At 57.5% G+C, this 22,887-nt stretch carries 20 protein-coding genes and 1 tRNA gene; 8 read left to right on the top strand and 13 right to left on the bottom strand.

Annotation, left to right across the window (positions count from 1 at the left end; translation table 11 throughout):
• Positions 1-771 precede the first annotated feature (771 nt).
• Positions 772-2,241 carry an SMC-Scp complex subunit ScpB gene (gene scpB, locus PSR62_RS00195; protein WP_274405823.1) on the bottom strand — a complete coding sequence of 490 codons (1,470 nt, stop codon included), beginning with the start codon at positions 2,239-2,241 and terminating at the stop codon, positions 772-774.
• 97 nt (positions 2,242-2,338) lie between these two features.
• Here scpB and PSR62_RS00200 point away from each other — a divergent pair, with 97 nt between their 5' ends.
• The 3 genes from PSR62_RS00200 (at position 2,339) to PSR62_RS00210 (ending at position 5,627) form a co-directional block, all read left to right on the top strand.
• On the top strand, positions 2,339-3,112 hold the full coding sequence (locus tag PSR62_RS00200; RefSeq protein WP_274405824.1) for a hypothetical protein: 774 nt from the start codon (positions 2,339-2,341) through the stop codon (positions 3,110-3,112).
• A complete protein-coding gene (locus PSR62_RS00205; RefSeq protein ID WP_274405825.1) occupies positions 3,109-4,305 on the top strand; it encodes a cysteine desulfurase family protein in 1,197 nt (398 codons plus the stop codon). Before PSR62_RS00200 ends, PSR62_RS00205 begins: the two co-directional genes overlap by 4 nt.
• 167 nt (positions 4,306-4,472) lie before the next feature.
• Positions 4,473-5,627, top strand: a complete 1,155-nt coding sequence (locus PSR62_RS00210) for a helix-turn-helix domain-containing protein (protein ID WP_274405826.1) — start codon at positions 4,473-4,475, stop codon at positions 5,625-5,627.
• A 76-nt stretch (positions 5,628-5,703) separates the two neighbouring features.
• Here the strand turns inward: PSR62_RS00210 and PSR62_RS00215 are convergent, their stop codons facing one another.
• Together PSR62_RS00215 and PSR62_RS00220 are read right to left on the bottom strand one after the other, a co-directional pair.
• On the bottom strand, positions 5,704-6,510 hold the full coding sequence (locus PSR62_RS00215; RefSeq protein ID WP_274405827.1) for a hypothetical protein: 807 nt from the start codon (positions 6,508-6,510) through the stop codon (positions 5,704-5,706).
• An 8-nt stretch (positions 6,511-6,518) separates the two neighbouring features.
• Complete coding sequence (locus tag PSR62_RS00220) at positions 6,519-7,598, bottom strand: prenyltransferase/squalene oxidase repeat-containing protein (RefSeq protein ID WP_443217335.1); 1,080 nt, start codon at positions 7,596-7,598, stop codon at positions 6,519-6,521.
• 673 nt (positions 7,599-8,271) lie between these two features.
• On the opposite strand from PSR62_RS00220, the gene PSR62_RS00225 reads away from it, so the two are divergent.
• Both PSR62_RS00225 and PSR62_RS00230 read left to right on the top strand, forming a co-directional pair.
• Positions 8,272-8,511: a hypothetical protein gene (locus tag PSR62_RS00225; RefSeq protein WP_047812685.1), complete on the top strand. Its 240-nt coding sequence runs from the start codon at positions 8,272-8,274 to the stop codon at positions 8,509-8,511.
• Positions 8,512-8,523: 12 nt separating this feature from the next.
• Positions 8,524-8,781, top strand: a complete 258-nt coding sequence (locus PSR62_RS00230) for a hypothetical protein (RefSeq protein ID WP_007333356.1) — start codon at positions 8,524-8,526, stop codon at positions 8,779-8,781.
• A gap of 230 nt (positions 8,782-9,011) precedes the next feature.
• Here PSR62_RS00230 and PSR62_RS00235 read toward each other — a convergent pair whose 3' ends face one another.
• From PSR62_RS00235 to PSR62_RS00250, 4 genes are all read right to left on the bottom strand, one after another.
• A complete protein-coding gene (locus PSR62_RS00235; protein WP_274405829.1) occupies positions 9,012-9,461 on the bottom strand; it encodes a hypothetical protein in 450 nt (149 codons plus the stop codon).
• Between the two features lie 236 nt (positions 9,462-9,697).
• Positions 9,698-11,152 carry an ABC transporter permease gene (locus PSR62_RS00240; protein ID WP_274405830.1) on the bottom strand — a complete coding sequence of 485 codons (1,455 nt, stop codon included), beginning with the start codon at positions 11,150-11,152 and terminating at the stop codon, positions 9,698-9,700.
• Between the two features lie 2 nt (positions 11,153-11,154).
• Positions 11,155-12,144, bottom strand: coding sequence for an ABC transporter ATP-binding protein (locus PSR62_RS00245; protein ID WP_274405831.1), 990 nt, complete (start codon positions 12,142-12,144; stop codon positions 11,155-11,157).
• A 438-nt stretch (positions 12,145-12,582) separates the two neighbouring features.
• The gene (locus tag PSR62_RS00250) at positions 12,583-14,409 is read right to left on the bottom strand and encodes a squalene--hopene cyclase (protein WP_274405832.1); all 1,827 of its coding nucleotides are present in this window, start codon (positions 14,407-14,409) and stop codon (positions 12,583-12,585) included.
• A 229-nt stretch (positions 14,410-14,638) separates the two neighbouring features.
• Here PSR62_RS00250 and PSR62_RS00255 point away from each other — a divergent pair.
• Positions 14,639-14,712, top strand: a tRNA-Met gene (locus PSR62_RS00255).
• Positions 14,713-14,775: 63 nt separating this feature from the next.
• Positions 14,776-16,137: a tyrosine-type recombinase/integrase gene (locus PSR62_RS00260; RefSeq protein ID WP_274405833.1), complete on the top strand. Its 1,362-nt coding sequence runs from the start codon at positions 14,776-14,778 to the stop codon at positions 16,135-16,137.
• Between the two features lie 46 nt (positions 16,138-16,183).
• Here PSR62_RS00260 and PSR62_RS25595 read toward each other — a convergent pair whose 3' ends face one another.
• Positions 16,184-16,714 (bottom strand): DUF1580 domain-containing protein, encoded by a 531-nt coding sequence (locus tag PSR62_RS25595; RefSeq protein WP_338020121.1) that lies wholly within the window; start codon positions 16,712-16,714, stop codon positions 16,184-16,186.
• 11 nt (positions 16,715-16,725) lie between these two features.
• Between PSR62_RS25595 and PSR62_RS00270 the strand changes: the two genes are divergently transcribed.
• A complete protein-coding gene (locus PSR62_RS00270) occupies positions 16,726-17,172 on the top strand; it encodes a hypothetical protein (RefSeq protein WP_274405834.1) in 447 nt (148 codons plus the stop codon).
• On the opposite strand, the gene PSR62_RS00275 is transcribed toward PSR62_RS00270, so the two are convergent.
• The 5 genes from PSR62_RS00275 to PSR62_RS00295 form a co-directional block, all read right to left on the bottom strand.
• Complete coding sequence (locus PSR62_RS00275) at positions 17,173-17,412, bottom strand: hypothetical protein (protein WP_233215166.1); 240 nt, start codon at positions 17,410-17,412, stop codon at positions 17,173-17,175. It abuts the gene before it with no gap.
• Positions 17,413-17,607: 195 nt separating this feature from the next.
• On the bottom strand, positions 17,608-18,594 hold the full coding sequence (locus PSR62_RS00280) for an MT-A70 family methyltransferase (RefSeq protein WP_158231010.1): 987 nt from the start codon (positions 18,592-18,594) through the stop codon (positions 17,608-17,610).
• 26 nt (positions 18,595-18,620) lie between these two features.
• A complete protein-coding gene (locus PSR62_RS00285; RefSeq protein ID WP_274405835.1) occupies positions 18,621-18,977 on the bottom strand; it encodes a hypothetical protein in 357 nt (118 codons plus the stop codon).
• A 79-nt stretch (positions 18,978-19,056) separates the two neighbouring features.
• Positions 19,057-19,311 (bottom strand): hypothetical protein, encoded by a 255-nt coding sequence (locus PSR62_RS00290; protein WP_099260900.1) that lies wholly within the window; start codon positions 19,309-19,311, stop codon positions 19,057-19,059.
• A gap of 808 nt (positions 19,312-20,119) precedes the next feature.
• Positions 20,120-22,636 carry a type IV secretory system conjugative DNA transfer family protein gene (locus PSR62_RS00295; protein ID WP_274405836.1) on the bottom strand — a complete coding sequence of 839 codons (2,517 nt, stop codon included), beginning with the start codon at positions 22,634-22,636 and terminating at the stop codon, positions 20,120-20,122.
• Positions 22,637-22,887 lie beyond the last annotated feature (251 nt).

A 22,887-nucleotide genomic window follows, 5' to 3' on the forward strand; every position in this document is an offset into this window, starting at 1 on the left:
TAACGCCCAAACGGCTCACATACCCGAAGACACGTGCGCACCTGCTAAGAGAGTCAAAACCACTGCAATCGTTGCAACCGAAACGGAGGCCGAGTCCGGTTGAATTCCCGCCCGCAGGCCGCGACGGGAGAGAGCCCGTGCAGGGCAACCAAATGCGTCGGGTTGCCATCCTTTGACACAACGATCTATCGCACGATTTGGTTGGCCACAGAACATCGATTGAATTGCTGACGTTTTTTTTCCTTGTTCCCAGGGTCTACCTGGGCTGACAAAAATCACTTTGACTGAAAGGCTTGGGCTGTTTCGCACTGGCAAAGCGAAACGCAATTTGCGCTCACGATTCGGAGAATCGAGCGACATTGTCGCACAACTCTCCGAGTTGTCAGCGTTCGCCTCGGAAGGGCTAATACTCGACGAAGCACATCTTTATCAGCCCAGGCTCTGCCCAGGAACGAGAACCCCCTCATCAATCAAATCGATGTCCTGAGGCCAACGAGAGCGGACGGGCTCAGCTAGCGGCACTGGCCTCCGCTAGCAGAGTCGTCCTGACAGGCAACACGGCCAGGGCTGGCAACGTCTGAACGGTGCCAGAGAGGGGACCGGACAGGGAGCCCCTGGGTGAACTGGGGCCGTGAAAGGCAACTCGCGACAGAGAAGTGGGTCACCGGAATGCGGTGGTTCGCCACTCACTCGCGGCCAGACCGTCCCATTCGAGATCAAACGGTGACGGGTTGAATTGCCTGAGGGATGTGAAAGAAAGAGAGCAGACGATTAGTCTTCCCACTCTTCTTCCTCTTCGTCCAGGCTGTCTTCTTCGTCCTCATCATCCCAGTCTTCGTCGGCTTCATCGTCGTCGACTTCTTCCCAGTCGTCGGCGCCGTCGAGGTCATCTTCTTCGTCGTCATCGTCATCGTCGAGGTCGTCCGAGTCATCATCCTCGTCCTCGTCGTCATCCTCTTCGTCGTCATCTTCCTCCTCGTCATCATCCTCGTCGTCGTCGCTGTCGTCGTCCTCATCATCCCAGTCATCGTCGTCGAGGTCGTCGTCTTCCTCGTCGTCGAGATCAAATCCGTTTTCGTACAGATCGTCTTCTTCGTCTTCGATCACGGCCGACGAATCCTTCGACAACGCAGCCTCCGGGTTGGACGCAGGCGCATCCAAAACGGCCACCGCGCCGGATGGGTCGGCATCGAGGGAAACGGTGAATTCGGTGGCGAGAGTTTCGATCGCGGCGACACTCACGTCAGACTCCTTGGTGGGGTGTAAATGCTCGGGTTCTGAAGGATTCGTTTCCGACAGTTCAGAGTCCGAAGATTCACGGCGAGGATGGGATTCAGGTTGAGAGGGATCTCTCGATTTCAGTTCGTCAGCAGTCTCTTCGTCGGCAACGTTTTCAACCTCGCCGTCGGCAGATTGAGAAACATCATCGCAGGATGCGTGCCAGTCAATCGGCGGCAGCGACTTTATTGATGCCAATCCGCAGATTTTTAAAAAACGTTTGGTCGTCCCGTAAAGGTAGGGACGCCCGAGCTCTTCGCTGCGACCGCTGATCCGGACCAAATCCAGTTGCATCAACTGTCGCAGAATTTCTCCGCACGCGACACCACGCACGGCTTCAACATCCGCTCGCGTGACGTCTTGGCGGTAGGCCACCACGGCGAGCGTTTCCATCATCGGCCAACTCAACCGGACCGCTGGAGCCAAAAACCCAAGTCGGCGCAGCCAAGGTGCCACCACCGCCCGTGTCATCATTCGCTGGCCGCCGGCAACCTGTTCAATCCGGACCCCGCGTCCCAAACGTTCGTAAAGTTCGTTGAGTTCCCCCACCAGCGTCCGAGCGGAGGTGGCGTCCTCCACATCGGCCAAAGCGGCCAAACGACGGTAGTTCAGCGGCGATTTGGCGATCAGCAGCACTGCCTCGATCCTCGCCCGGGCGGCCAGACGGTCTTCGGGGTCGTCCCCAGCCATGTCCGAACCACCGCTCGGAACATCCCCGTTTTCTCCCGCCAGAGGAGCTCCAGAAGACGCCGCTGGCGAATGGGTTGCCAGCGATCCCGCCTCGGCGATCCTCCCGGCAGCGTCCGAGGGCACCACCAGGGAACGTTTCTGGGCCAGCCCCGAGCGTTGTTGGGGCGTCAGTTGTCCTTGCGTGGGGCTGCTCCATGACGCCGCCACGGGGGCCTGCCGCATCGCGTTGGCCCAGGCTCGGCGGCCGGCCCAAGGTGTGGCGTACCCATTCATCTTTGCTACGCTTGGAAAATAAGGGCTTCGGGACAAACCATGACGAGTCGCGAACCTACCAAACCGTTTGTTTGACGTCTGCCGGGATATTTCAACGATGTCAGCGACCTCCGCCTCGCCGTCCTCTGGCTCCACCGCCACCCAATCCGCCAAGCCATCGCGATCTCGAAAACGGGTCGCGACCGGCTACCGGTTCCTGTTGATCACCGTGTCGTCGCTCATCATCGGTGGCTTGCTGTTTGTCATGATTCGGACATTTGGTTACGTGGAAGGAACCGAGTTCGCCCCCAATCATTTCCAGACCCGTCGATTTTCGTTCTACGAAATCCCGCTGGTTCACTGGCAAATCACACCCATCCGCCGTGTCAGCACCACCCCCGAGACCGCTCGTTACCTGACCCAATCGAAAATCCTGACGATGCCGAATCAAATCCCAGATCGTTGGGATCTGGTGGAAATCCGGCACGGGCTCCAGGACGCCGAACCGCGTGATCCCGCACTGCTGCTGGATCATCTTCGACTGATGGACGAAGGAATCTCCGTTTGGAAGCAATGGAGCAAGAAAAACCCCAAACTGGCTCAACAGCTCTGGCCCACCATCGCCAAACTGGCCGATCGCGAACTCTACATTCTGATCCCGCGATTGATGGAATTGACGCGGGATGTCCAGGATGTGGCAACCCTGAAAGCCACCGTCGCGGATTACTTGGCCGAGGAATACGTCAGCCTGATACGTGACATGCGTGACGCCCAGCGAGATGAACTGGCCGACGCACTGTTGGCCGAGGCCCTCGAAGAATCGCCCGACAACCTGGAACTGCAATCTTTGAAGAAAGACCGCCAAACGGTCGATCCAGCTGAAAACACATGATCTATCTCGACAACAACGCGACGACCGCCATCGATCCCGCGGTCGCTCGTGTTTTGGCAGAGGCTTTCTCGCAAACGCCGGCCAACGCGTCCAGCCAACACCGGCTGGGCCAACAGACTCGATCCCGATTGGAAGCCGCCACGGATTTGATCGGCCGTTGCTTGGGAAGCGATCTGACCCGCGTGCATGCACCGCGTTTGCTGATCACCAGCGGTGGCACGGAATCAAACAACCTGGCGATTTCCGGCATCGGCGACCCCGGCGGCGCGATCGTGATCAGCCGGATTGAGCACCCCAGCGTCCTCGCCGCCGCGGCCGCCGAAGAATCATCCGGTCGCAAAGTGGGCTGGGTCGACGTCGATGCCAGCGGTGTGATCCTGCTGGAATCGCTGCGGGACACACTGGGGCGACGGACTCAGTCGGGCGAGGCCCCGGAGGCGGTCTCGGTCGTTTCCATCATGTCCGCCAACAACGAAACCGGCGTCGTCCAACCGATCGAAGCCGCCGCGAAAATCTGCCGCGAATTTCAGGTTCCGCTGCACGTCGATGCAACCCAGTCGGTGGGCAAAGTCCCTGTCGATCTGACGACCTGGGGCGTCTCGGCCGCCACGATCACGCCTCACAAATTGCATGGCCCCACGGGAGTCGGCTTTTTGTGGCTGGACGCTGGCGTGGAAGTCCGGGCGTCCCTGCGTGGCGGCGAGCAACAACTGGGGGCGCGTCCAGGCACCGAGCCGGTCGCCCTGGTCATCGCCGCCGCCGAGGCCATTCGCATCGCCTGTCAGCAACAACCCACCGCCGCCGAGGCCATGGCGGCCCTGCGAGACCACCTGGAATCCGAACTGGTTCGCCTGCACCCCAGCTGCGTCGTGCATGGACGCCAGGCCCCCCGTTTACCATCCACCACCTGCTTGTCGCTGCCCGGTGCGGATCGCCAAAGCCTGCTGATGTCGCTGGACATGGCCGGGGTGGCCTGCAGCAGCGGATCGGCGTGCAGCAGCGGCAGCAGCCCCCCCAGCCACGTGCTGCAGGCGATGGGCATTGCCAAGCCGCTGGTGGATTCCGCCCTCCGGTTCAGCCTTTCGCGGTTTTCCACCAAGGCCGAAATTGACCGAGCGATCGAGCTGATTTCTCGACAATTTTCGAAGGCAGAAGGTTTTCCAACTGTGGATAACTCGGTGGAAAATGGATAGCGGTGAGCGATTGTTCCATTTAGAGTGGAGCTGGGTCAGAGGCTCCGACCGGACGAATTGCGTTCCGATCGGTTCCGTTTGACCATCCCCACGCCTGTTTTGCCCGTCGCGATTTTCCCGTCACGCGGCACGAACTTTCGTGCTTCACCCGTTCACAGCTGTTCGCCGTGGTCGCTTCGCCTCCCAACGTCAACTCCTTCGCGCTGGAACGCCCGTCGCTTCGTCGACGCCGTCGCGACAGTGAAATCGTCCGTCCGATCATCCCGCTGTTTTATTGCGGCGATGAAAATCGGCTGGCAGGCTACGTCTGCGAAAACCCGATCGAGACGCTGCTCGAAATCTCCCGCCCCATGCTGCTGGTCGGCCAACCGGGGACGGGTAAAACCGCTCTGGCCTTGCACCTGTCCAAACGGATGAGCATCAGCAACGTCTGGGAAGCGATGGAACTGGACAAAGACACCGCCCAAGGAGGACCGGCTGGCGTGACCTCCCGAGTCCTTTCCAGCCGAGTCCTGTACCAACCCGCGATCGACTTCGCCCGCGAATTCGCCTCGTCGATCGATTCCAAGGACATGCCGCGTTTTCGCGAAAAGCTGGACACGGTTCCGATCCTGGTGCTGGATGATTTGCACCTGATCGCGGACAAGGCCCCAGCCCAAGAAGAACTGGCCCAACGCCTGGAAGCTCGCGACGCAGAAGGCCGCCTGACGATCGTCACCTGCCGGCGATTGCCATCCGAAGTTCGCGGGCTGCGGCCGGCCTTGGTCAGCCGCACGCTGCCTGGATTGACGGTGACACTGCATCCACCAGCAGGCGACACACGGCGAACGATCCTTCGCGAATTGATGCTGGCTCATCTGCCCGAGGTGGAATCCGAGGCGTTGTCGCTGCTCGATGCAGGCTTACCGGCGGAATCGACCGTGCGCGCGTTCGAATCAGCGATCAAACAAATCGCACTGTGGTGCCGGATGCATGAGCAACCGATCTGCGCCGAAGCGGTCCAGTCGGCGATTGAAGCTGCCGGCGGCACCCAGTCGATCTCCATCAAAGCGATCACCACCGCCGTGGCCCGCCAACTGGGCGTTAAATCGGCTGACATGCGAAGCGGTTCCCGACGCCAAAACATCGTCCGAGCCCGTTCGCTGGCAATGTGGCTGGCACGCCGGATGACCGACGACAGCCTGACTCAGATCGGCGATGCCTTCGGCGGCCGAGACCACTCGACTGTCTTGCACGCGATTCGCAAGATCGACGGCTCACTCGACGACGACGTCCTCCTGCGACGCTCCGCCGACCAGATCATGGAAAAACTTTCCAACTGATGGCGAGTTCGGACTGGCTCGAGTTCAGGAATCGTCGCAAAACCGAATTCTGGCGAATCCGGCTACCAACAGGTTTTTACTTCTGAATCGGCCAGATTGATTCGGCGGTGATGCGAAACGTTTGTTCCGACAACGGATGCGATTGCCGCTGGGAATCATCCGCCACCGTCTGGGCCAATTGTTGTTGCAGGTCGGCTGGCAACTGAGCCGACCACGCGATCAGGAAATCTCGGTTGGGCACACCGACAATCGCGGCCGGTTCGAGCTCTGGATCGTCTGATTCCTCGCTCAATTCCTGGATCAAACGTTGGCGGATTTGCGGCAGCAAGACTCTCGCCGCGTCGTAACCGTCGCCGGACTGGATCGCAATGAATTTGGGTGGTCCTTCAACAACGCCCATCGGGCAGTCGAGCGAATCGGCCAACAAGTTCTCTTTCGCGACCTCGATCAAATCGACGACCGACTCTCCCCAACGCTCCGCGTCTTCGGGTCGGATGTAGGCGTACCCGTGAGGCGAATCGACCACCACGCTGCTGGTCACATCACTGGCAAACGGAAACGTGATCGCTTTGCGGAGTGCGTCGATGTCGCTGCGGCACAACTGAACTCGCAATCGAGGCTTGGCTTCCTCCCAGGTTTCGGGCAACACCTTGTCGGCGGTCCGAACCATCTCCAACATTCGCAAGAACGTGACGCGGACGGTTTCTTCCAACTCCTCGTCGGTGAACCCCGCCTGCTGAGACTGGGCCAACAGGTTTGACAGTCCGAATTGCAGTTCACCGCAAGTCAAAACACCAAACTCGTCCCCCAACTGAAAACCTTCCGTGGGGAAGTGATGCTCCAAGATTCCGAGCACGCGTCGGCTGAACGATTCCAAATCCATCGTCGGCCTCAGCGTTGATAGATTGGTAGGAATCCGCGATCAATTTGCATCATGATCAGATTGCAAGCCGTCACGTACACCGGGTGAATCTGGCCTTCCCACGATCCGTCCGGTTTTTGTTCGGCCGCGATTCGATCGTACAACCGGTCACGGAACGGCAACCACAACTCATCGCCTTGTCGATAAACGACTTGGCTGTAGTACAGGTAGGTGTAGTGCCAGTGGCCGAACGCCCGAGCTCCGTTGTTGATGTCGTGCAGCGTTTCTTTGCTGTACTTCAACATCTCCGGCACATGTTCGCCGTCGTAATCGCCGGCGTTGTAAAGCGCCGCCAGAGCCGCCGCCGTGATCGCCGGCCGACTGCTGCCCGTTTGCCGGCTGCTGTAACTGATGCCGCCATCCGGATTCTTGCAGCGATAAATGTATTCCTTGGCTTTGTCGATCACTTCGCCGCTGACGGGAATCCCAGCATTGCGGCATCCTCGCAAACCTTGAACCTGGGTGATCGTCGTGCTGCCTTCGTCGAAGTCGTTGCCTTCTTTGGCCGAGACATATCCCCAACCGCCAGCCTCGGTCTGGGCGTTGCCGCTGAATTCGACGGCTTTGGCCAACACGTCCACCAACTCTTCGCGGCGGTCGAGCAGCCCTTCCTCACCCAGAACCTGGGACAGGAACAGCATCGAAAAACCGTGCCCGTAGGTGTAGCGAGAATCCGTTTGAGGGTCGCCAATCAGGCCGTTGCTGCGTGACTTGCTGATCAGAAAATCCGACGCCCGCGCAATTTGGCGAGCGTAGGGGCCCTGGGTCGTTGTGCTGCCACTGCCAATCAGAGCGGTGCCCGACAGAGCCGCCATGGCCGTGGGGTAGACCGTCGTGTTCCATTGGCCACGAGACGATTGCTTGCTGCTGAGCCACTCCAGGCCACGCTGAATGGCTTCTTCCCACTTGGCTCGGCCAGCGGCGTGAGCAGGGCGTGGGGCGACGGTCCCGGCGGCAATCGCGGCCCCTCCGGCCAGACTGGCTCGCAGGAATCGGCGTCGGTCAATCATGTTGGGTAACAAAGTCTTTCCCCCAGGTTTCGTGTGCATGTTCCCATTGTGCCCCATCGTCGCCTGGGAGTCACGCCGAATTGGGCCAGCGGCGTGGAACTGGCGTGACACACCGGACCTTGCAGCGCCTTTGCCCCGGCATTCCAAGCACCGACGTACGATGGACTTCCAAGTCCGTCGACCACACCCCAATCACGCCCGACGGCTTGTTGATTGAGTCGTCAATGACGTTTTAACGCATGGAGGATGGGCACTCTTGCCCGCCAGGGTCGCCAAGGCCACCCATCACAACTCGAAGCGTGAGCGAGGGACTCCCTCAACTCCCACGACGGCCCCATCCGGGGCGACCGTTTGTTTTCCGGCATCGGTCTCTCGGGGCTTCCGCCCCGAGCTAAGCATGACGGCCCCATCCGGGGCGAAACCCAGACGCCAGCCACCATCTATTTTTCGAACGTCCCAAGGGAGGGTGAAATAAAACGGACGACCTCCGCAGCGGGGAAGGATCGGAATGCGAGCGTCCGGGCCTACGCGAGGAAACGTGCACGGGCATGCCAATCGCAACAAAAATTGCTCTCCCGAACCTTTTTCTCGAATCATGTCAAGGTTTTCCGGTAATTCCGCCGATAACGATTCTGTCACCGATTTCAGGCAGACGGGCTCTCGTTGCGTGAGCCGTTCGGTCCGAAAACTTTACGCGTTGGGGCGTACAACGATGGAAAACAAGATGAACACGCAGTGGATCACCCGCGGGACGATCGGCACATTGGCTCTCGCTGCCCTGTTGGCGACCAACACCGGATGCCAGGTTTCGCTCAATGGCCAAACCCTTCCGAGCCCGCACTATTTGCAGGATGATGTGCAGTACTTCCCGGCTGGTCCGGAGTTCAAACTGTCCCGCGAAGCAGCTGCCTTGCAAGCAGCTCGTGCGGAAGAAAAACGAAACCAACGCTAAGCAGGCTCGGCCATGGCTCCCAATCGGACGTCGCATCAAGAAAAGATCATCCGGAACTATTACCAGAACCGGGATGCGATCGGGCTGCAAAAAGCCCAAGAGGCGGTCACCGAGCTTTACTTGAGCGAGGGGAAGAAACGGGCAACGGTCTGGAAGCGTCTGTGCAGCCACCTGGAAAAGGTCGGTGTCCCCGAAGCACGCATCGAAGAACTGCGTGAATCGGACGACCCTGCCGCCGTGGCCGCGCTCCTCGAAAAGATCGCCAAGTAGCTTCGTTTGAGCTGACCGGATGGATTGTGCGGCTTTGCTGCACCCGCCCGGGGTCGTGCCGTTGATCGACGCCGCTTTTCAGCGTGTTTTCACATGACGCACCTTTCCCGAAACGAAGTCTTGGGGCAGGTGATGACAATCGCCTGGCTATACAAAACTTCGAAACTGCACGACCTCCTGCGCGGGCGGGGTTCTCAAGATGCTGCTTCCGCGGCCGGACACCCTCCCGCTCACGCCGCGTAGGTCGATTTCCCCAGCTGAGATTCGATCGCCACAAATCGCTCGCGCCAACGCAGCCGAGCGAACCAGCTCGGGTGAGTCAGGTTGGGATCGTCCGCCAACACCCGGTGTGTCTTCCCGCGAGTCGTCCGCATGGTCAGCGTGCCATCTGAGTTGACCTCGTCGACCATCCAGAACTTCTCGACAACGTAATTGTAGGTCTCGCCCTTCAAATTGGGTTTCACGCTCGAAGCACGTGGCCCCGGCACCTTGCTGCGTTTGCTCTTGCGATAAATCGCCCAATCACCCGGCTTCCAGTCGCGATCGGTTCGCCGCTGACGCTCAGCCGGTTTGAACGAAATCGCTCCAGGGTGAACGAAACCGTTCCGACCAACCGCGGCGGGCGAACCAAACATCTCGCGTCGCAGTGATCGTAGGTGGGCAAGGATCTTTTCGGTCATGATGGGGTCCCATCGCAGCAAGACATTCGGAAACAAAGGCAGCCGCAACCCGAACCCGATCGCGGCCGTGAGAATCATTTGGAGTGCCGACACCGTTTGCAAATAGCAAACGCGAATGCCGAACGCGAATGACAGAAGCAAACAACGCGCCAAGCGACCACCCACAACAGGTGGTCCAGTGGAGACTCACAATAAGCAAGAACCGCGGTTGGCTTGCCGGCAAAACGGCGAAGTTCTCAAGAAGTTTCCCAGCGAATTGCTAGCAAACGAGCCAGAACCAGCAACCCGAACGCGGTTGCCATCAGCACGGCGAGCTGCGGCTGCAGAGCACTGGGTGGCAACTCACGCCAAAAGACTTTGTCGTACCCATCGAGTGCCCAAGCGTTGAAAGTCCACAGCCCGGCTTCCCGCAAACCTTCGCTCATCACGTACCGCGGAACCATCGATCCGCCCAGCGCGCTCATCGTCAACACCGCGACCACCGACAGCCCATTGAGCTGACCGCGAGTCTTGCACAACGTCGCCAGAAACAATCCGAACGAGGCCGCCGCGGCGGAGGTGACCAACGTCATGATCACAAATCCGTCTAGGTTGCCGAGCAAGTCCAACCCAAACACCAACTGAGCCCACACGAACATCACCGTGACCTGCACACACCCCAGCAACGTCAAGTAAAACCATTTGCCGAGTAACAAATGGTCCATCGTCATTTGTGTCGACAGCAACCGTTCCAACGTTTGGTTTTCGCGTTCTTCCAACAGCACACCGCCGCCGCTGGTTGCACCAAACAACAAGAACATCACCGCGATTCCCGCGGCGTAAACGCTGATCACGGGATTGGTCTTGTCCTCGCCCATCACGTTGACCACCTTCACCTCCGGCGGTGCCAGCAACGCTTCCGCGGGATCGCGATCCGGTTCAGCAACGGCACCGTCCTTCGCCGGCGTCCCAACTTCAGTAGCGGAAGGGCGCGAGCCCTCCGGTATCACGCTACCGGGCGGCTTGCGCCTCTCCGCTAAGGAATCCGGTTGCCTCGGAAAAGTTCCTAAGCTGGAATCGTCGCCGGCACTTTCAATCGCAGCAGCTTGCACGAACTGTTCAAACCGGGCTTGTTTCACACCAACTGTTTCACCGGTCGCGTTTTCATCCGCTGTTGTTGCCGCGGCAGCCGCCGGGCTGGTTCGCTGCAACCGATCCGGTCCGAAGTTGCCTTGGCCCTGGCCCGCTTTGGCCATCAACATCGCTCGCATCACCAACGCCGAAACCACTTGGCTGGCGACTTGATCCGACGCGTCATTGAGCAATTCCGCGGACAACTCCTCGCCATTTTCGCTCAGCACAATCGCGATCGTCGCAGAACCGCGGCGCACCAAGTCTTCCCCCGCCGCTCGATCCAGGGCTGGGTTTTCATCGCTGTCTTGAACCAGCCGCAGCCCTTCGCTTTCACGAAGCGTCTGAATCACCTGATCACACTGCATCGAAGCCAGCGACGTGGAACCTGTTTCCACTTTCGAGTTCGCACCCACCTCGCGAATCAACGCCACCTTCACACGCGGTGTGCCACCCACACCGCGGGAAAAAATCAGCGCAAAGATGCTGAAGAACGCGATCGGCACCACGAACGTCAGCAACCACTCGATGCGGTTGTGACGCAAACGACGCAGATGAATTTCAATGACTTTCCAGACCATGTTCAATCCCGCAGTGCATGGCCGGTCAGATGCAAAAACACGTGATGCAGCGTCGGTGACTGGACCTCCACATCTTGCACGCGGTATTCCGCTTGGCTGAGTGCGTCGATCAATCGCGGCAATCCCATCGCGACCTCCGCCATCTTGGTGCTCACCACGTTTTCACCTGGCCGAGCGGTCACGCTCAAACCAGCCAAGGCCAACGGTTCGTTCCCATGTCCACGCAGTGGTTGATCCAAGCGAATGGTCACCTCACGATCACCCCCGATGGTCTGGCGAACCAATTCTTCAAACGTGCCCGTCGCGACAACTTGGCCATGATCGACAATCACGATCCGGTCGCACTGACTTTCCGCTTCGTCCAGGTGATGGGTCGTCAACAAAACCGAGGTGCCTTCGGCGTTCAGTTCCGCCAACATCGCAAAGATCCGCTGGCGACTTTGCGGGTCCACTCCCACAGTGGGCTCGTCCAGCAACAGCACTTCGGGTTCGTGCAACACGCCGCAGGCCAAGTTCACCCTGCGTTTCATCCCGCCCGAAAACGTGCCGACCAAATCGTTGGCTCGATCGGCCAGCCCGGTCCACTGCAATCCCCACTGAATTTTGTTTCGCAACACACGACCACGCAGCCCGTGAAACCGCCCGAACGCGGCCAGGTTCTCGGTCGTCGTCAGGTCTTCATACAAAGCGATCTCTTGCGGCACCAAACCCAACGAATCGCGAACAAAGGCGGCATCGATCGGTTCGCCCAACATCGTGATGCTGCCCGAATCTGGTTTGGCTCGCCCCGAAAGACAGCGAATCATGGTGGTCTTGCCAGCTCCATTGGGGCCCAGATAGGCCAGGCGTTCGCCCCGGCGAAGCTGGAACGTCACCCCGCTGAGCGCGGCGTGAGCCTTGCCCCCACGACCATACGATTTTTTCAATCGATCGACGGAGATGGCCGCGTGATCGACGGCATCCATGGATTCAGGCGGAGCGGGAGCGGACAAGATTCCTGTGTCCCTGCGTGGGAGAACGACCAGTCACGATGCCCGAAAACAGGATCGCTGATTCATCCTAGCCAAACCGAGCAACGGCCCGAAACGCCAAACTGGCTCCCCCAGCCGCTCCCCGCCGCAGCGAAGGCAGGGCAGTTCGCAAGTGCTGTACTGCTAGGCGTTTGTCATCACCCTCCCTTTGGGAGGGTCGAGCGAAGCGAGGGGAGGGCTGAGCATCGGATCCAGCGCGTACCCCTCCCCGGCCCGAAGCGGTCCGACCCTCCCGAAAGGAGGGTGAAGTAAAACTACACAACCTCCTACTTGGGAGGATGAAGCAAAACGGCACGACCTCAGTGCCCCAAAGAAAGCACCCCAAACCCCAGCTCCCGAGGGCAAATCGTGATCCGATGATTCCGCCGAATCAGCAGCTCACGCGAAGCGAACTTCGAATCACTTTCCCTGCTGGTCGTACAGCGGCAGGTGGCGGTAATAGACTTCCAAGCAGTAGATCGACAGACAGGTCACGTACAGACGCCCCGCCCGGCGGCCCCATTCATCGGCTTGAGGCGACCAACTGCCCGCCTCGGCACCACGTTTGATTTGGAGACGCGGCAATTCCGTCCGCATCACGCTGTTCCATTTTCGCCAGGGCTGTCCCCCGTAATGGTGAATCGTCTGAGTCGCGTAGTACCAGTAATAAACGTTGGGGTTGTTCGGATCCAACATCCCGCCTTCGATCAAGTCACCGATCCCCAACTCCAACGCCTCTTCATCGTGCGGCCATCCCAGGTACTGCCGGCACAGCAACCCTTCCGCCGTCATCGCGTAACTCCCCGGTCGATTGGGTTGGTAGCTGTACCACGAGCCAGCATTTGACTGAACCGAATCCAAGTACGTGTTGGCCATCTGCAAGGTTGACGAGGGAACCTCCAATCCAGCTGCATGAGCGCTGGTGAGCGCCATCACATACCACCCTGTCACGGACAAATCGGAATCCAACCGAGGCCGATAACGCCACCCGCCAGCCGCTGACTGAGCGTTCACGCAGTAATCCACTGCTGCCTGGGCAGGTCCGCGAAGGGCCGAGTCTTCCGTCATCGCAAACAATTCGCAGAGGGCGATTGTCGCTTGAGCGTGCCCGTAGGCTTGTTGGTCATCGCCGCGAACTTCGGTCGCCAAAAAACCGTCGCGGCGTTGGCCTTTGAGCAAGGTCCGGAGTCCCCGCTCGACATTCTTGGAGTAGGGCCCCTGGAGATGCGTGTTGCCGTCACCTTGGAATGCCAGCATTGCCATTGCGGTGGCGGCGCATCGGTTTTCAGAAAACGGAGCGGCGTCGGAGTAAGGCCCCGCCATGCTCCACGATCCAGATCGCTCTTGGTTTTTCGCGAGCCACTGCAGTCCTCGTTCGACCGCGGTCACCGTTTGTTCGGTGCCACCGTAGGCCGCGAGCAACGCACTCTTGCTTGCTCCCGATCGACCGCCAAACATGGGTTTGACCAGCTCACTCGCGGACCCAATGCCGTTCTCGACCTGCACCATTTCCAGCGTTTCAGTGGGCATTTCCATCGTGTCCATCAACGATTGAATATCCGTGTCGACCACCATCTCGCTGTCCAGATCGCTGGTTGAATCCAGCATCGAATCCGAACTCTGGATATTCACACTTTCCAGTTCAAAGTTCTCCGACTCGTTCGCCTCACCGAATTCCAACACGATGCTGCCGATGCCTTCGCCCACCGGAGTGGTCAACAACGCCAGCACCAACAACACGACCAAGTGGAACACCATGCTGACCAACCACGCTGGCACCGAACGTTTGACGGGTGCCAACTCGCCCTCTTCATCGGCTTGCGTGTCATCCCTCGCTTCCGGTTGAACTTCTGTCCGCCAGCGCGACTGCGGTGGAATCGTTGGCGGTGTTTCCACGGCAACGGGTTCCGCCACCACGGGCTGAGTCGTCGGAGCGACCTTGGCGACGCGAGCAGACGCTTTCGTTCTGGGAGTGCTCGCTGGTAGCGGCTGCCTGGGCTCGGGCTGCCTGGGCTCGGGCTGGCTGGCTGGGGCCGGATTGACCGGCGGCAATGTCGCTCGAGGCGGAGCCGGCGGCGGCTTGGGAACGCTGCTGGGCAGGGAGGCTGGTTCCGCTGGCGGAGGCGTGGCAACGGGAGGCGGCGGGACCGGTGGTCCAGAAACATGGGGTGGGCCAGCCGAGAACGTCCCCGAGGAATCCGTGGCGTCCGACGAATCGGAAGCGGTCGTGTTGGGGGGAAGGTTCATACTCGAAAAGACTTGGCGGAGCCGGCGCACAACGTACTAGTCTAGGCCAACATAGCGAATGGCTGGCCAAAAAACGAAAATCTCAGCAACAATGCGAACAGCCGCTTGACGAATCCGCGTTCGTGGCCGATAGTCCCTTCATCGTTGCCACGAGGCCAAGAAAATGATGTTTACGCGAAATTTCGCTGTAGAAATCGAACCTTGGCGTCCGATTCAACGTCTCACATACCGCGGGATGGAGCAGCCCGGTAGCTCGCGAGGCTCATAACCTCGAGGTCGTCGGTTCGAATCCGGCTCCCGCAACTTTCTTAAACCCAAGCCATTCCTGGTCTTAGGTTACCTGCCTCGGTGAGGCAGTGCGGCTCTTTGCCGAAGCCAAACAGGGAACGTAAAGAGGGATGTCCACAAGACTTCCCTCTTTGCGGTTCTCGCTTCCGCAAAGTTCTTCCCACCATGCCGCGTCTTTTTCATCAGCCGCCGAAGTATCGGCTGCACAAATCCACCAAACAGGCTGTCGTTTCTTTCTTTGGTGAAACGCTCTACATCGGTCCCTACGGTTCACGCAGAAGCCACCAGCGGTATCAAGAACTGCTGAAGGAATGGGAGAAGCGGCGTCATCAGGAACGACCGGTAGCGAAGCTCGAAGATTTCGATGACGCCTGCAAGACCGACCCAGAGAAAATCGTGGCGTCAATCACGACGGCGACGCTTCGTGAGAAGGTCATCACTGGAATCCCAGTGACCATCAACGAGTTAGTCTTGGTCTACCGTCGGCATACTCGCCAGTATTACCGCAAGAATGGGGTGATCACACGTGAGGCTGGTGCGATCGATGATGTTCTGCGTGTGGTTCGACGACATCACGGCACCTGTTTCGCGCAAGACTTCGGTCCGGTCGCTCTTGATGAGCTTCGCGAGAAGATGATTGACGAGATGGATTGGGCACGAACTTACCTCAACAAACAGGTCAATCGCCTGCGTGGGATGTTCAAGTGGGCAGCGTCCAAAGAGCTGATCGACGGCTCCGTTTCTCAGGCGTTGAGAGAGCTATCCGGCTTGAAAAAAGGACGAACACGGGCGCGCGAGACTGCTCCCGTTGTTCCTGTTGCAGATGAAGTCCTCGATGAAACCTTGAAGTTTTTGCCAGATGTCGTCGCCGATATGGTTCGCATTCAACGTTTCACAAGCGCACGTCCGGGCGAAGTCTGCTCGATGTCTCCATCAGAAATAGATTGCAGCGGCGATGTCTGGGTCTACCGGCCGTCGGAGCACAAAACGGAGCACTTTGAGAAAGACCGCGTCATCGCGATTGGGCCTCGTGCAATCAAGATTCTGAAGCCCTACATGGACCGCCAGGACGGTGAATTCTGTTTCTCACCAGCCGAAGCTGAACGACGACGCCGTGAGGCGGCCACCAAGCGGCGTCGGACCAGGGCATCCACAGGCAATCGACCGGGAACGAACCGGGTCGCATCGCCAAAACGAAAGGCTGGTGACCGCTACGTCACAGCAAGTTATCGCCGAGCGATCCATCGCGTTTGCAAAAAGCAGGACATTGAACAGTGGTCGCCGAATCGAATCCGCCACACCGCATCGACGGAGATTCGCAAGCTGTTCGGTATCGATGCTGCACGAGCCGTCGACGGCCACGGATCGACCAGTACTACTGAAATCTATGCTGAGCTAGATCTAAACAAAGCAATTGAAGTCATGCGGCAGGTAGGATAGTAATTTCCGGAGCAGCACTGTCACACAGCGAAATTCGGTCCAATGTTCAGACGCCGGCTCTTCGAAGTGCTTCGTCGATGGCGTCGGTTTCATCGTCCTGCTGCGATTGACGTGCTTGCGGTTTCGCTGCGAGAAAACGGTGAACCGCCTCCACCGTCGTGTACCGAATCCCGCCGGCCATGACAGATTCGAGGATACGTCCACGTACGCCCTTTGTTGCCCAGCGGTAGATTGTTGAGTAGTGGACTTTTTTTCCATTCCGCTTGGGAACGAAACTAGCGACATCCGCTAGCGGTATTGATCGCTCGCGTTCAACATCGATGGCCATTACCTTCCTCCTGTTATCATAACTTCGTCTCATATCACGCAGGGATTGACATTTCCTCAAGTGTCTCAGCCCTCGAACGGTCGGTTGAGTGTCGAAATGGTGCATTCTGGATACGAGCGGTCCTGCATGAGCATCATCTGTGCGAGAGAAAGCCCCTACACGTACCGAAGGGTGTGTGAGAATCGGTTTGCTGATAATCGAGTCGAAACTGGTTAAACTTGGAAGCCCTTTCCCCGCACATTCAAACATCCAAAGTCGCCATGAATACTCCTACGAGATTTCCCTGGATTATCGGACTACATCTTCTCGGCTTCTTGCTCCTCGCTGGCTGCGAAGATGCATCCAATGAAACGGAAGGCGTCGCACAAGGGACTAACATCCCGATGCCGGGGGAATCCGAATCGGACTATCCTGATTTAGCAGCGGTTACCAGTGATTCGGGATCGGTTGACACCGGTCACCCAGAAAACTGGATTCCGGATCCCGGGGTACCCACTAGGATTACTTATGAAAACGGTGTGCGAATCGAAATTATCAGCGCGGAGGCTAAGGCGTTGATCGCGATTGAAGCCCTTTCCGGCGTACCAGTTGAAGAACTTGCGTTTAAGCACGGAAGGGAGCCTTCGGAAGTCACACTTTGGACCAGTCAGCTGCGGGAAAACGCAAGTCAACTCTTCGAGGATGAGCGGAAGCCGTGGAAGGAGTAGCTATTCGATGGCTTCCCCGTTCCTGCCGTTGTTCTCGTAAATCCAGGTATGCGCCTTGTCGGAGACTTTCGCAATCAGCGGCAAGTCGTCTCTTCCGAATCGTGTTGACTCTTTCCAAACGTCGCCGTTCTTGTACAGTCGAACGATCGATACGGAGTGTCTTTCACCTGATTTGGTTTGGTTCCGCCAGATACTGGCTTTGATGAGTCCGAATCGAATGGTGTGGGCGGGTGTGTTCATGATGTAGTTTTTCCGCATGGTTTTGATGCGTCCGTGCTAGATGGTGAAGCCAGCTCGATCCAACGTGGGAGCTGGGGTGACGATTCATCGTTTCTGCCGCCACAGGACGTACAGCGAAGTGGGCGGAACGGCGCATACCTCTCGTGCGTGCAGGAGTTGCAGTTTGCCTTGTGCCAATTGAGGAGTTCATGCTCATCAATGTGCGGCGGTTGTCCAGCCATCGGCGGCCTCTGGAACGAACAGTTGCATGTAGGGGCCGGGACTGACTTTCTGGACCAACTTGCGAATTGTCGCGTGGCGTGAGTCTCGTTGTTGCGGGTTTAACTTCAGCCAGTTGCGGCAGGTTGTTTCACCGAACGACGGGTTTCCTTTGTAGCCCAACAGCAAAAAGCGGCATTGAGATTGCCAGAAATCGCACTCTTCCGCCTCAGTCGTTTCCACCCAAACAAAGCAAGACCGATACTCAAATCCCCATGCTTCCAACACGTCCAAAGCATCCAGTAGCATCTCGGCGTGGGACCAAAGGTGGAGATGAGCGTTATCGGACGCGATCGCTGATACGGGCATCGAGCAGAGGTCGTCCAAGGCTGGCGCTGCAATCGGTATAGTGACGTCGGTGACCGATCGCCGTTGCAAGAAAAGTGGTTCAGCCAGAATGGTGCCAAACTTCGTGCCGCTGTTGATGATCTCGTGCAGGGAAACTGTGGACAGTCCTTCGGAACCCGCCGGTTTCTCGCCGTACGTTTGAGTCGCATCTTCCGACGGCTTGCTTTGTCGCTTCGCCAGCTTCAGCAGCCCGGCAGTGGTTGGCTCTCTTTCTGCTTCCACTGACTCGCTTAGATATCCCTGAAACACGTCCTCGGGCAACCTTGCGATCCGCTGTAGCCTTGACGAATCGGACTTTGTGATTCCGAGACTCGCCAATGTCGGAGCACCGTCTTCAGTCGCGTGATCGGCTACGGTAAATTGATTCCCTGGCGATGCTTTCGCAAGTTCCGTTTCCGAAAGAATGCAGCCTAGTTTACGTTCAGCTCGCACTTTCACGAGCGCTGCTTCGACGAGAATACTGTGGCCGAGTTTTGCCTTGCGAGCATATGCTTTCACCGCTTCGGCCTTATCTCGAATGTCCTTCACTTCATCGACGGTTTTTGCTTCACACAGCGCGCGTGACGCAGTGGACAACAACGATAATTCCCTTGGCTCGTTCATTAACGTTTCACTTTTTCGGCAGGCAATGCACGAGTTGCCACCGCATGGACTAGTTGACGGACTAGCGACTCCGTCCAATCGAGCGAATTGCTGGTGGCAAACATCGCGACGACCTCTCGAATCTCGATGTATTCGACTGAGCAGCGGAATTCCGGAGAAATTGAAACGCCAGCGTACGAGTTCAGGCAGTCGACGAACCGCGAACGCAACGAGACGACAAAGTCTTCGTTTCCTATGCGGTGGGGTACGGTGACGATTGCTGCAAGTAGGATCGGTTCCCTGAATCCTCGTGGAATGGCGTCGATCAGTGCCGCGAGTTCGGCGATCTGGTTCGTTTCTCTGGTCATCATCTCCAATTTCGGTTAGTCCTTCCGTCGCAGTTGCAAATTGGGAAAAACTGTCAGTGGCGGTGGACCACTGACAGAAGGTTGGACGTTAGACGTCCAGTAGCAATAAAATGAAGAATCGAAACATCACGAATCCGACAAACCCAATGAGGATGTGCAAAAAGTCGCGCCCCAGCGGCCAGGGCTGTGCCAGGCTTGGAACGAAAACTTCTTTTTTCTTCGGGTTTAGCAATAGAGTCGCAAGGTGCGTTCCCTTTCTCGCTTGTCCGCAGTCAGTGACCATCACATCAGGAAGGTTGTCACCTTCAATCATGTGAGTTCGACCATTGACGACGATTTCCATCCGATGAATCCTTCGAGGCATGTGTCGGCCATTCTCGATATGCGTCCACATGGTGAAAGTTTCATTTTCTCTTTTTGTTGCCATACGCTGGCTCTCCTTTTCAATGGTCCAAGCTAGCCACGGCTAGTCTTGGACAGTTTGCAAATCTGTCATTCGCCTAACACGAGGCAAATCAAAGATTCGGGAGGGCCAACGCCACCGACGACAACCGGTGCGAACGCACCAGTGTCGAAAAAACAAAAGACTCCGAAGAGTCTTTTGTCCCACCGATCGCAAGCGATGAACCACGGTTCATTGCCCAGTCGTTAGACTGCGAAGCGTCGGTAGTAATTCGCAACGAGCACGTCGTCGCTATGAAAACCAATTGCAGAAACACGTTTCCGCATTGATCGAAATCAATGGCTTTCAGGCCGTCAGTGTTTATCACTCCAGGACGGTAGCGGAGGTAAAAGAAAATCGCTGATAGTTCGTGGTGGTGGATTTTCGCCGGACGGAGCGTCCACGGCTGTTGTGCTGTCTTCGTTCGGCAGAGACTCCGATTCGCTGCGCGTGAATCGATTGAAAAATGGCGGTAGCACGACGCACATGTATGCGTAGAACGCGATGGTGAGCAGACCGGTCGCGATGCGTTTCCAAGTCTGCAAACCCTCATTTGCGGGATGATGATACGCTCGCTTTTGTATCTTCCGTACAACTAGGTACAGAATGAACAGGCCGAGCAGAAGGTGATAGATCGTCATATCTGAAGCTCGCAACTCTTGTTGGTTTCTCTCATTTCACTCGAAACGGACGGCACCGGCGAGTGTCTTTAGGTTGCATTCTCGTCGCGAGAATCATCTCCAGTCAGCTTCTGATGGATTTTTCGTAACGCTTCGTCCAAATTGGCGGGGTCGACGGTCAGATCGATCTCTGGGTGCGTTGTGGGTGTAATCGTATTCTCGTTCCCGCCGGGCCACGCTCCACCGATTGAAATAGTCTCGCCTTGATTTTCAGGCCATGCGGCTCGACTTCTCTTGACGTGCTCTCGCATCGAGACTGGCCACTCGGTAACCATCGGAAATGCTCCACAGTACTGCGAATAGCCTGAGTTTCGCTCAAAGATCGCAATGCTCTTGTTAATGTCGCGATTGATGTCGCGAATGTCCTCCGGCTCCAGTCTGGGTCCCACATGTTCCGAAATGTCGATTCGCATGACCCCATCTGGATCGGTGCAGGCGTACCTCGAACTAACAATTCCCGCATCGATTCGTTTCTTGAACTGTTTCCATTTCCGCGAATAGTAGGTCGTCGTCCCAGAGATATCCGAAATATACTTCTGCGATGCGGGGTCACGCGCCGCGTGGTAGCGTTTGATACAAGTCGAGTTCAGCACCTGCTGCGTTAAATCCACGCCGCCGGGTAGCTTCAGTTGGCTTAGCGATTGGTGCGCAAAAGTGAACGCGATTCCCGCGTCACGGGCTTGCTGAAGCACAGTCTCGATGTTTTTCGCGACGAGGCATTGAGCTTCGTCCGCGATAAATTGGATGCGTGGCTTCTCGTTTGTCCGGTCACGGTACTTGATCGCCGCGGCATTAGCAGCGAACAGTGCAAGTCGCGCCAGCTCGCCAACAGACGCAACGTCAAGCGAGCCAACCAAGTAGAAGTACAGAACCTGCTTTTCTTCGATGGCTTCCGGCATCGAAATCGCATGCTCGATGGCCGTTTCGTTCGGATCGCGCGATGGAGTGAGACTGAGTTGCTCGAAGTCACATAGCGATTGAACGATCATGGAAAGATGCTTTGCTGCTTCGTACTGCCGGCTATTGGCCGCCAACTCCTTGAGGACGTCGTCCAAGTCCCAGAATGATTCAATCTTTCCCTCGCGGCGAAAGCGTCGGCCACCACCAATTCCACGCCGGCTCTGCTCGTCCGGCATGGTGGCGAGATAGGCATCCCGCAGGAGCGTTCGCACTTCCTTTCCGAAGTAGGCTCTGGCGTAGTCGTCACCGTGGTACAGGTTCAACGATTGTAGAATGACTCCAAGAATCTCTGGAAGCGTGAATTGGGGATCGTTGAGGTGCGCCAACGGATTGAACAGATAGGTCGAGCGTCCTGGTTTGTTGGTAAACCATTTGAAAGTTCGTCCCGCTCGCTCCGCTTCCATTCTCGCAGTTTCAAACAGAGCGCGATCTCCTTTGCAATCGATGATGATGGATGGCCCATCACCGCGTCTAATCGCTTGAATCACGTCTGTTGTTAGCGACAGGGCCGTCTTACCGACACCAGTTGGGCCCAGTACGTGTTGGTGCTCGAATTGCAAGTCAGTGTCCGCGAGAATCGGATACTTTCCCGTTGCGTGAATTCCTACAATGTTGTGCCGTCGCTCGATTGAATTTCGACTGTTTTGTACGCGCTGGATGTAGCCATCCAATTCGCTCCAGTCTCGGTGGTGTTCGACAGCGCCAACACGATTGAGCGCGCGATGATGAGCAACGATCGTGGGTGCGGCTGCAACGAAGCTGCCGAGGATCAGAATTGCGGGGCCGCCAATCGCGGGTAGGACCAACGTGAAACCAAGAAGTCCGACGATCGCGTTGAGGGTCACGGGCGAATGAGAGGAAAACGCCGAAAACGCGAGTGCCGAATACACCGACACTATCGTTGCAGTGATGACCGAAATCATCAGCCGGCGTGTAACTCGACTTCCCAGTGGACTGTGAAATACCCAAGCCGGCGTAGGACCTGAGCCTCCGTACTCGTAAGCGCCGCCAACCGCGATAAGGAATGCCTTGGGGGAATCTGGCATCAGCACGCAATAGGCAGTGGATACGGCAGATAGTCCCACCAGCGACGCAAGGAATACGAGGATTCCATTCCGGTTCCCGAAGTCGGCGTGATTCATCTTTGAAGCTACGGATACCGCACACAGCAGGACGACTACGACCGTCAGGAAGCCGAGCGGATACATCTTGCGCAGTTTCAGAATCAGAGAGAACGCGGCACGTGCCGTTGCCGTCTCGCACTGGTTTGACGGCAACTTGTCGCTGAACCCGGTCCACCGCGCTCGCCAATCCTGTCGCCAGCTTGTCATCGTTTTCCGATCGACGAGCGGGTTGGCGCTGGCCCAGTGCAGGTGGTGGGTTGCGATGCGATCTGCAAAGAATGAGATGCAAAGTGTGCCAACAACAAACGTGGCAACCGTTGCCTCGCCTGCCGAATTAACCAATGCGACGAATGCCAGGAAGCCCCAAATCAAGAACGCTCCGGCGGCCGAGGCGAGACGATCCTGCCAACGCCGGTATTCTGGATCAACCGGGAAGCAGAAAACAGTTGCGGCGACAATCACGACAAACGTCGTTGACGCGGTACCCAAGAACGCCGACGCGATTCCAAGTTTCAATGTGAATTGAACTGCGACCGTTGCTACGGAAGCGATCAACATCATTCGGGCACATTGAAAGAAGCCGGACACTCCACGATGTTGCGGAAGGCGATAGTTCATATCGCACGTGAACGGCGGAATATTCGCCCAATCCAATACGTCGTATTTGTCCTTGGAGTTGTGCCAAGTTGGCTCGATGTCGCGGTAAGGCATGG

Origin of the sequence: Rhodopirellula sp. P2, assembly GCF_028768465.1 — a bacterium.
Lineage (GTDB): Bacteria > Planctomycetota > Planctomycetia > Pirellulales > Pirellulaceae > Rhodopirellula.

Bases quoted from the DNA above. Each gene is read 5' to 3' on its own strand.
- scpB (WP_274405823.1), bottom strand. From the start codon at position 2,241: ATGAATGGGTACGCCACACCTTGGGCCGGCCGCCGAGCCTGGGCCAAC.
- PSR62_RS00200 (WP_274405824.1), top strand. From the start codon at position 2,339: ATGTCAGCGACCTCCGCCTCGCCGTCCTCTGGCTCCACCGCCACCCAA.
- PSR62_RS00205 (WP_274405825.1), top strand. From the start codon at position 3,109: ATGATCTATCTCGACAACAACGCGACGACCGCCATCGATCCCGCGGTC.
- PSR62_RS00215 (WP_274405827.1), bottom strand. From the start codon at position 6,510: ATGGATTTGGAATCGTTCAGCCGACGCGTGCTCGGAATCTTGGAGCAT.
- PSR62_RS00220 (WP_443217335.1), bottom strand. From the start codon at position 7,598: ATGCACACGAAACCTGGGGGAAAGACTTTGTTACCCAACATGATTGAC.
- PSR62_RS00225 (WP_047812685.1), top strand. From the start codon at position 8,272: ATGGAAAACAAGATGAACACGCAGTGGATCACCCGCGGGACGATCGGC.
- PSR62_RS00230 (WP_007333356.1), top strand. From the start codon at position 8,524: ATGGCTCCCAATCGGACGTCGCATCAAGAAAAGATCATCCGGAACTAT.
- PSR62_RS00235 (WP_274405829.1), bottom strand. From the start codon at position 9,461: ATGACCGAAAAGATCCTTGCCCACCTACGATCACTGCGACGCGAGATG.
- PSR62_RS00240 (WP_274405830.1), bottom strand. From the start codon at position 11,152: ATGGTCTGGAAAGTCATTGAAATTCATCTGCGTCGTTTGCGTCACAAC.
- PSR62_RS00250 (WP_274405832.1), bottom strand. From the start codon at position 14,409: ATGAACCTTCCCCCCAACACGACCGCTTCCGATTCGTCGGACGCCACG.
- PSR62_RS25595 (WP_338020121.1), bottom strand. From the start codon at position 16,714: ATGTTTGAATGTGCGGGGAAAGGGCTTCCAAGTTTAACCAGTTTCGAC.
- PSR62_RS00270 (WP_274405834.1), top strand. From the start codon at position 16,726: ATGAATACTCCTACGAGATTTCCCTGGATTATCGGACTACATCTTCTC.
- PSR62_RS00275 (WP_233215166.1), bottom strand. From the start codon at position 17,412: ATGAACACACCCGCCCACACCATTCGATTCGGACTCATCAAAGCCAGT.
- PSR62_RS00290 (WP_099260900.1), bottom strand. From the start codon at position 19,311: ATGGAAATCGTCGTCAATGGTCGAACTCACATGATTGAAGGTGACAAC.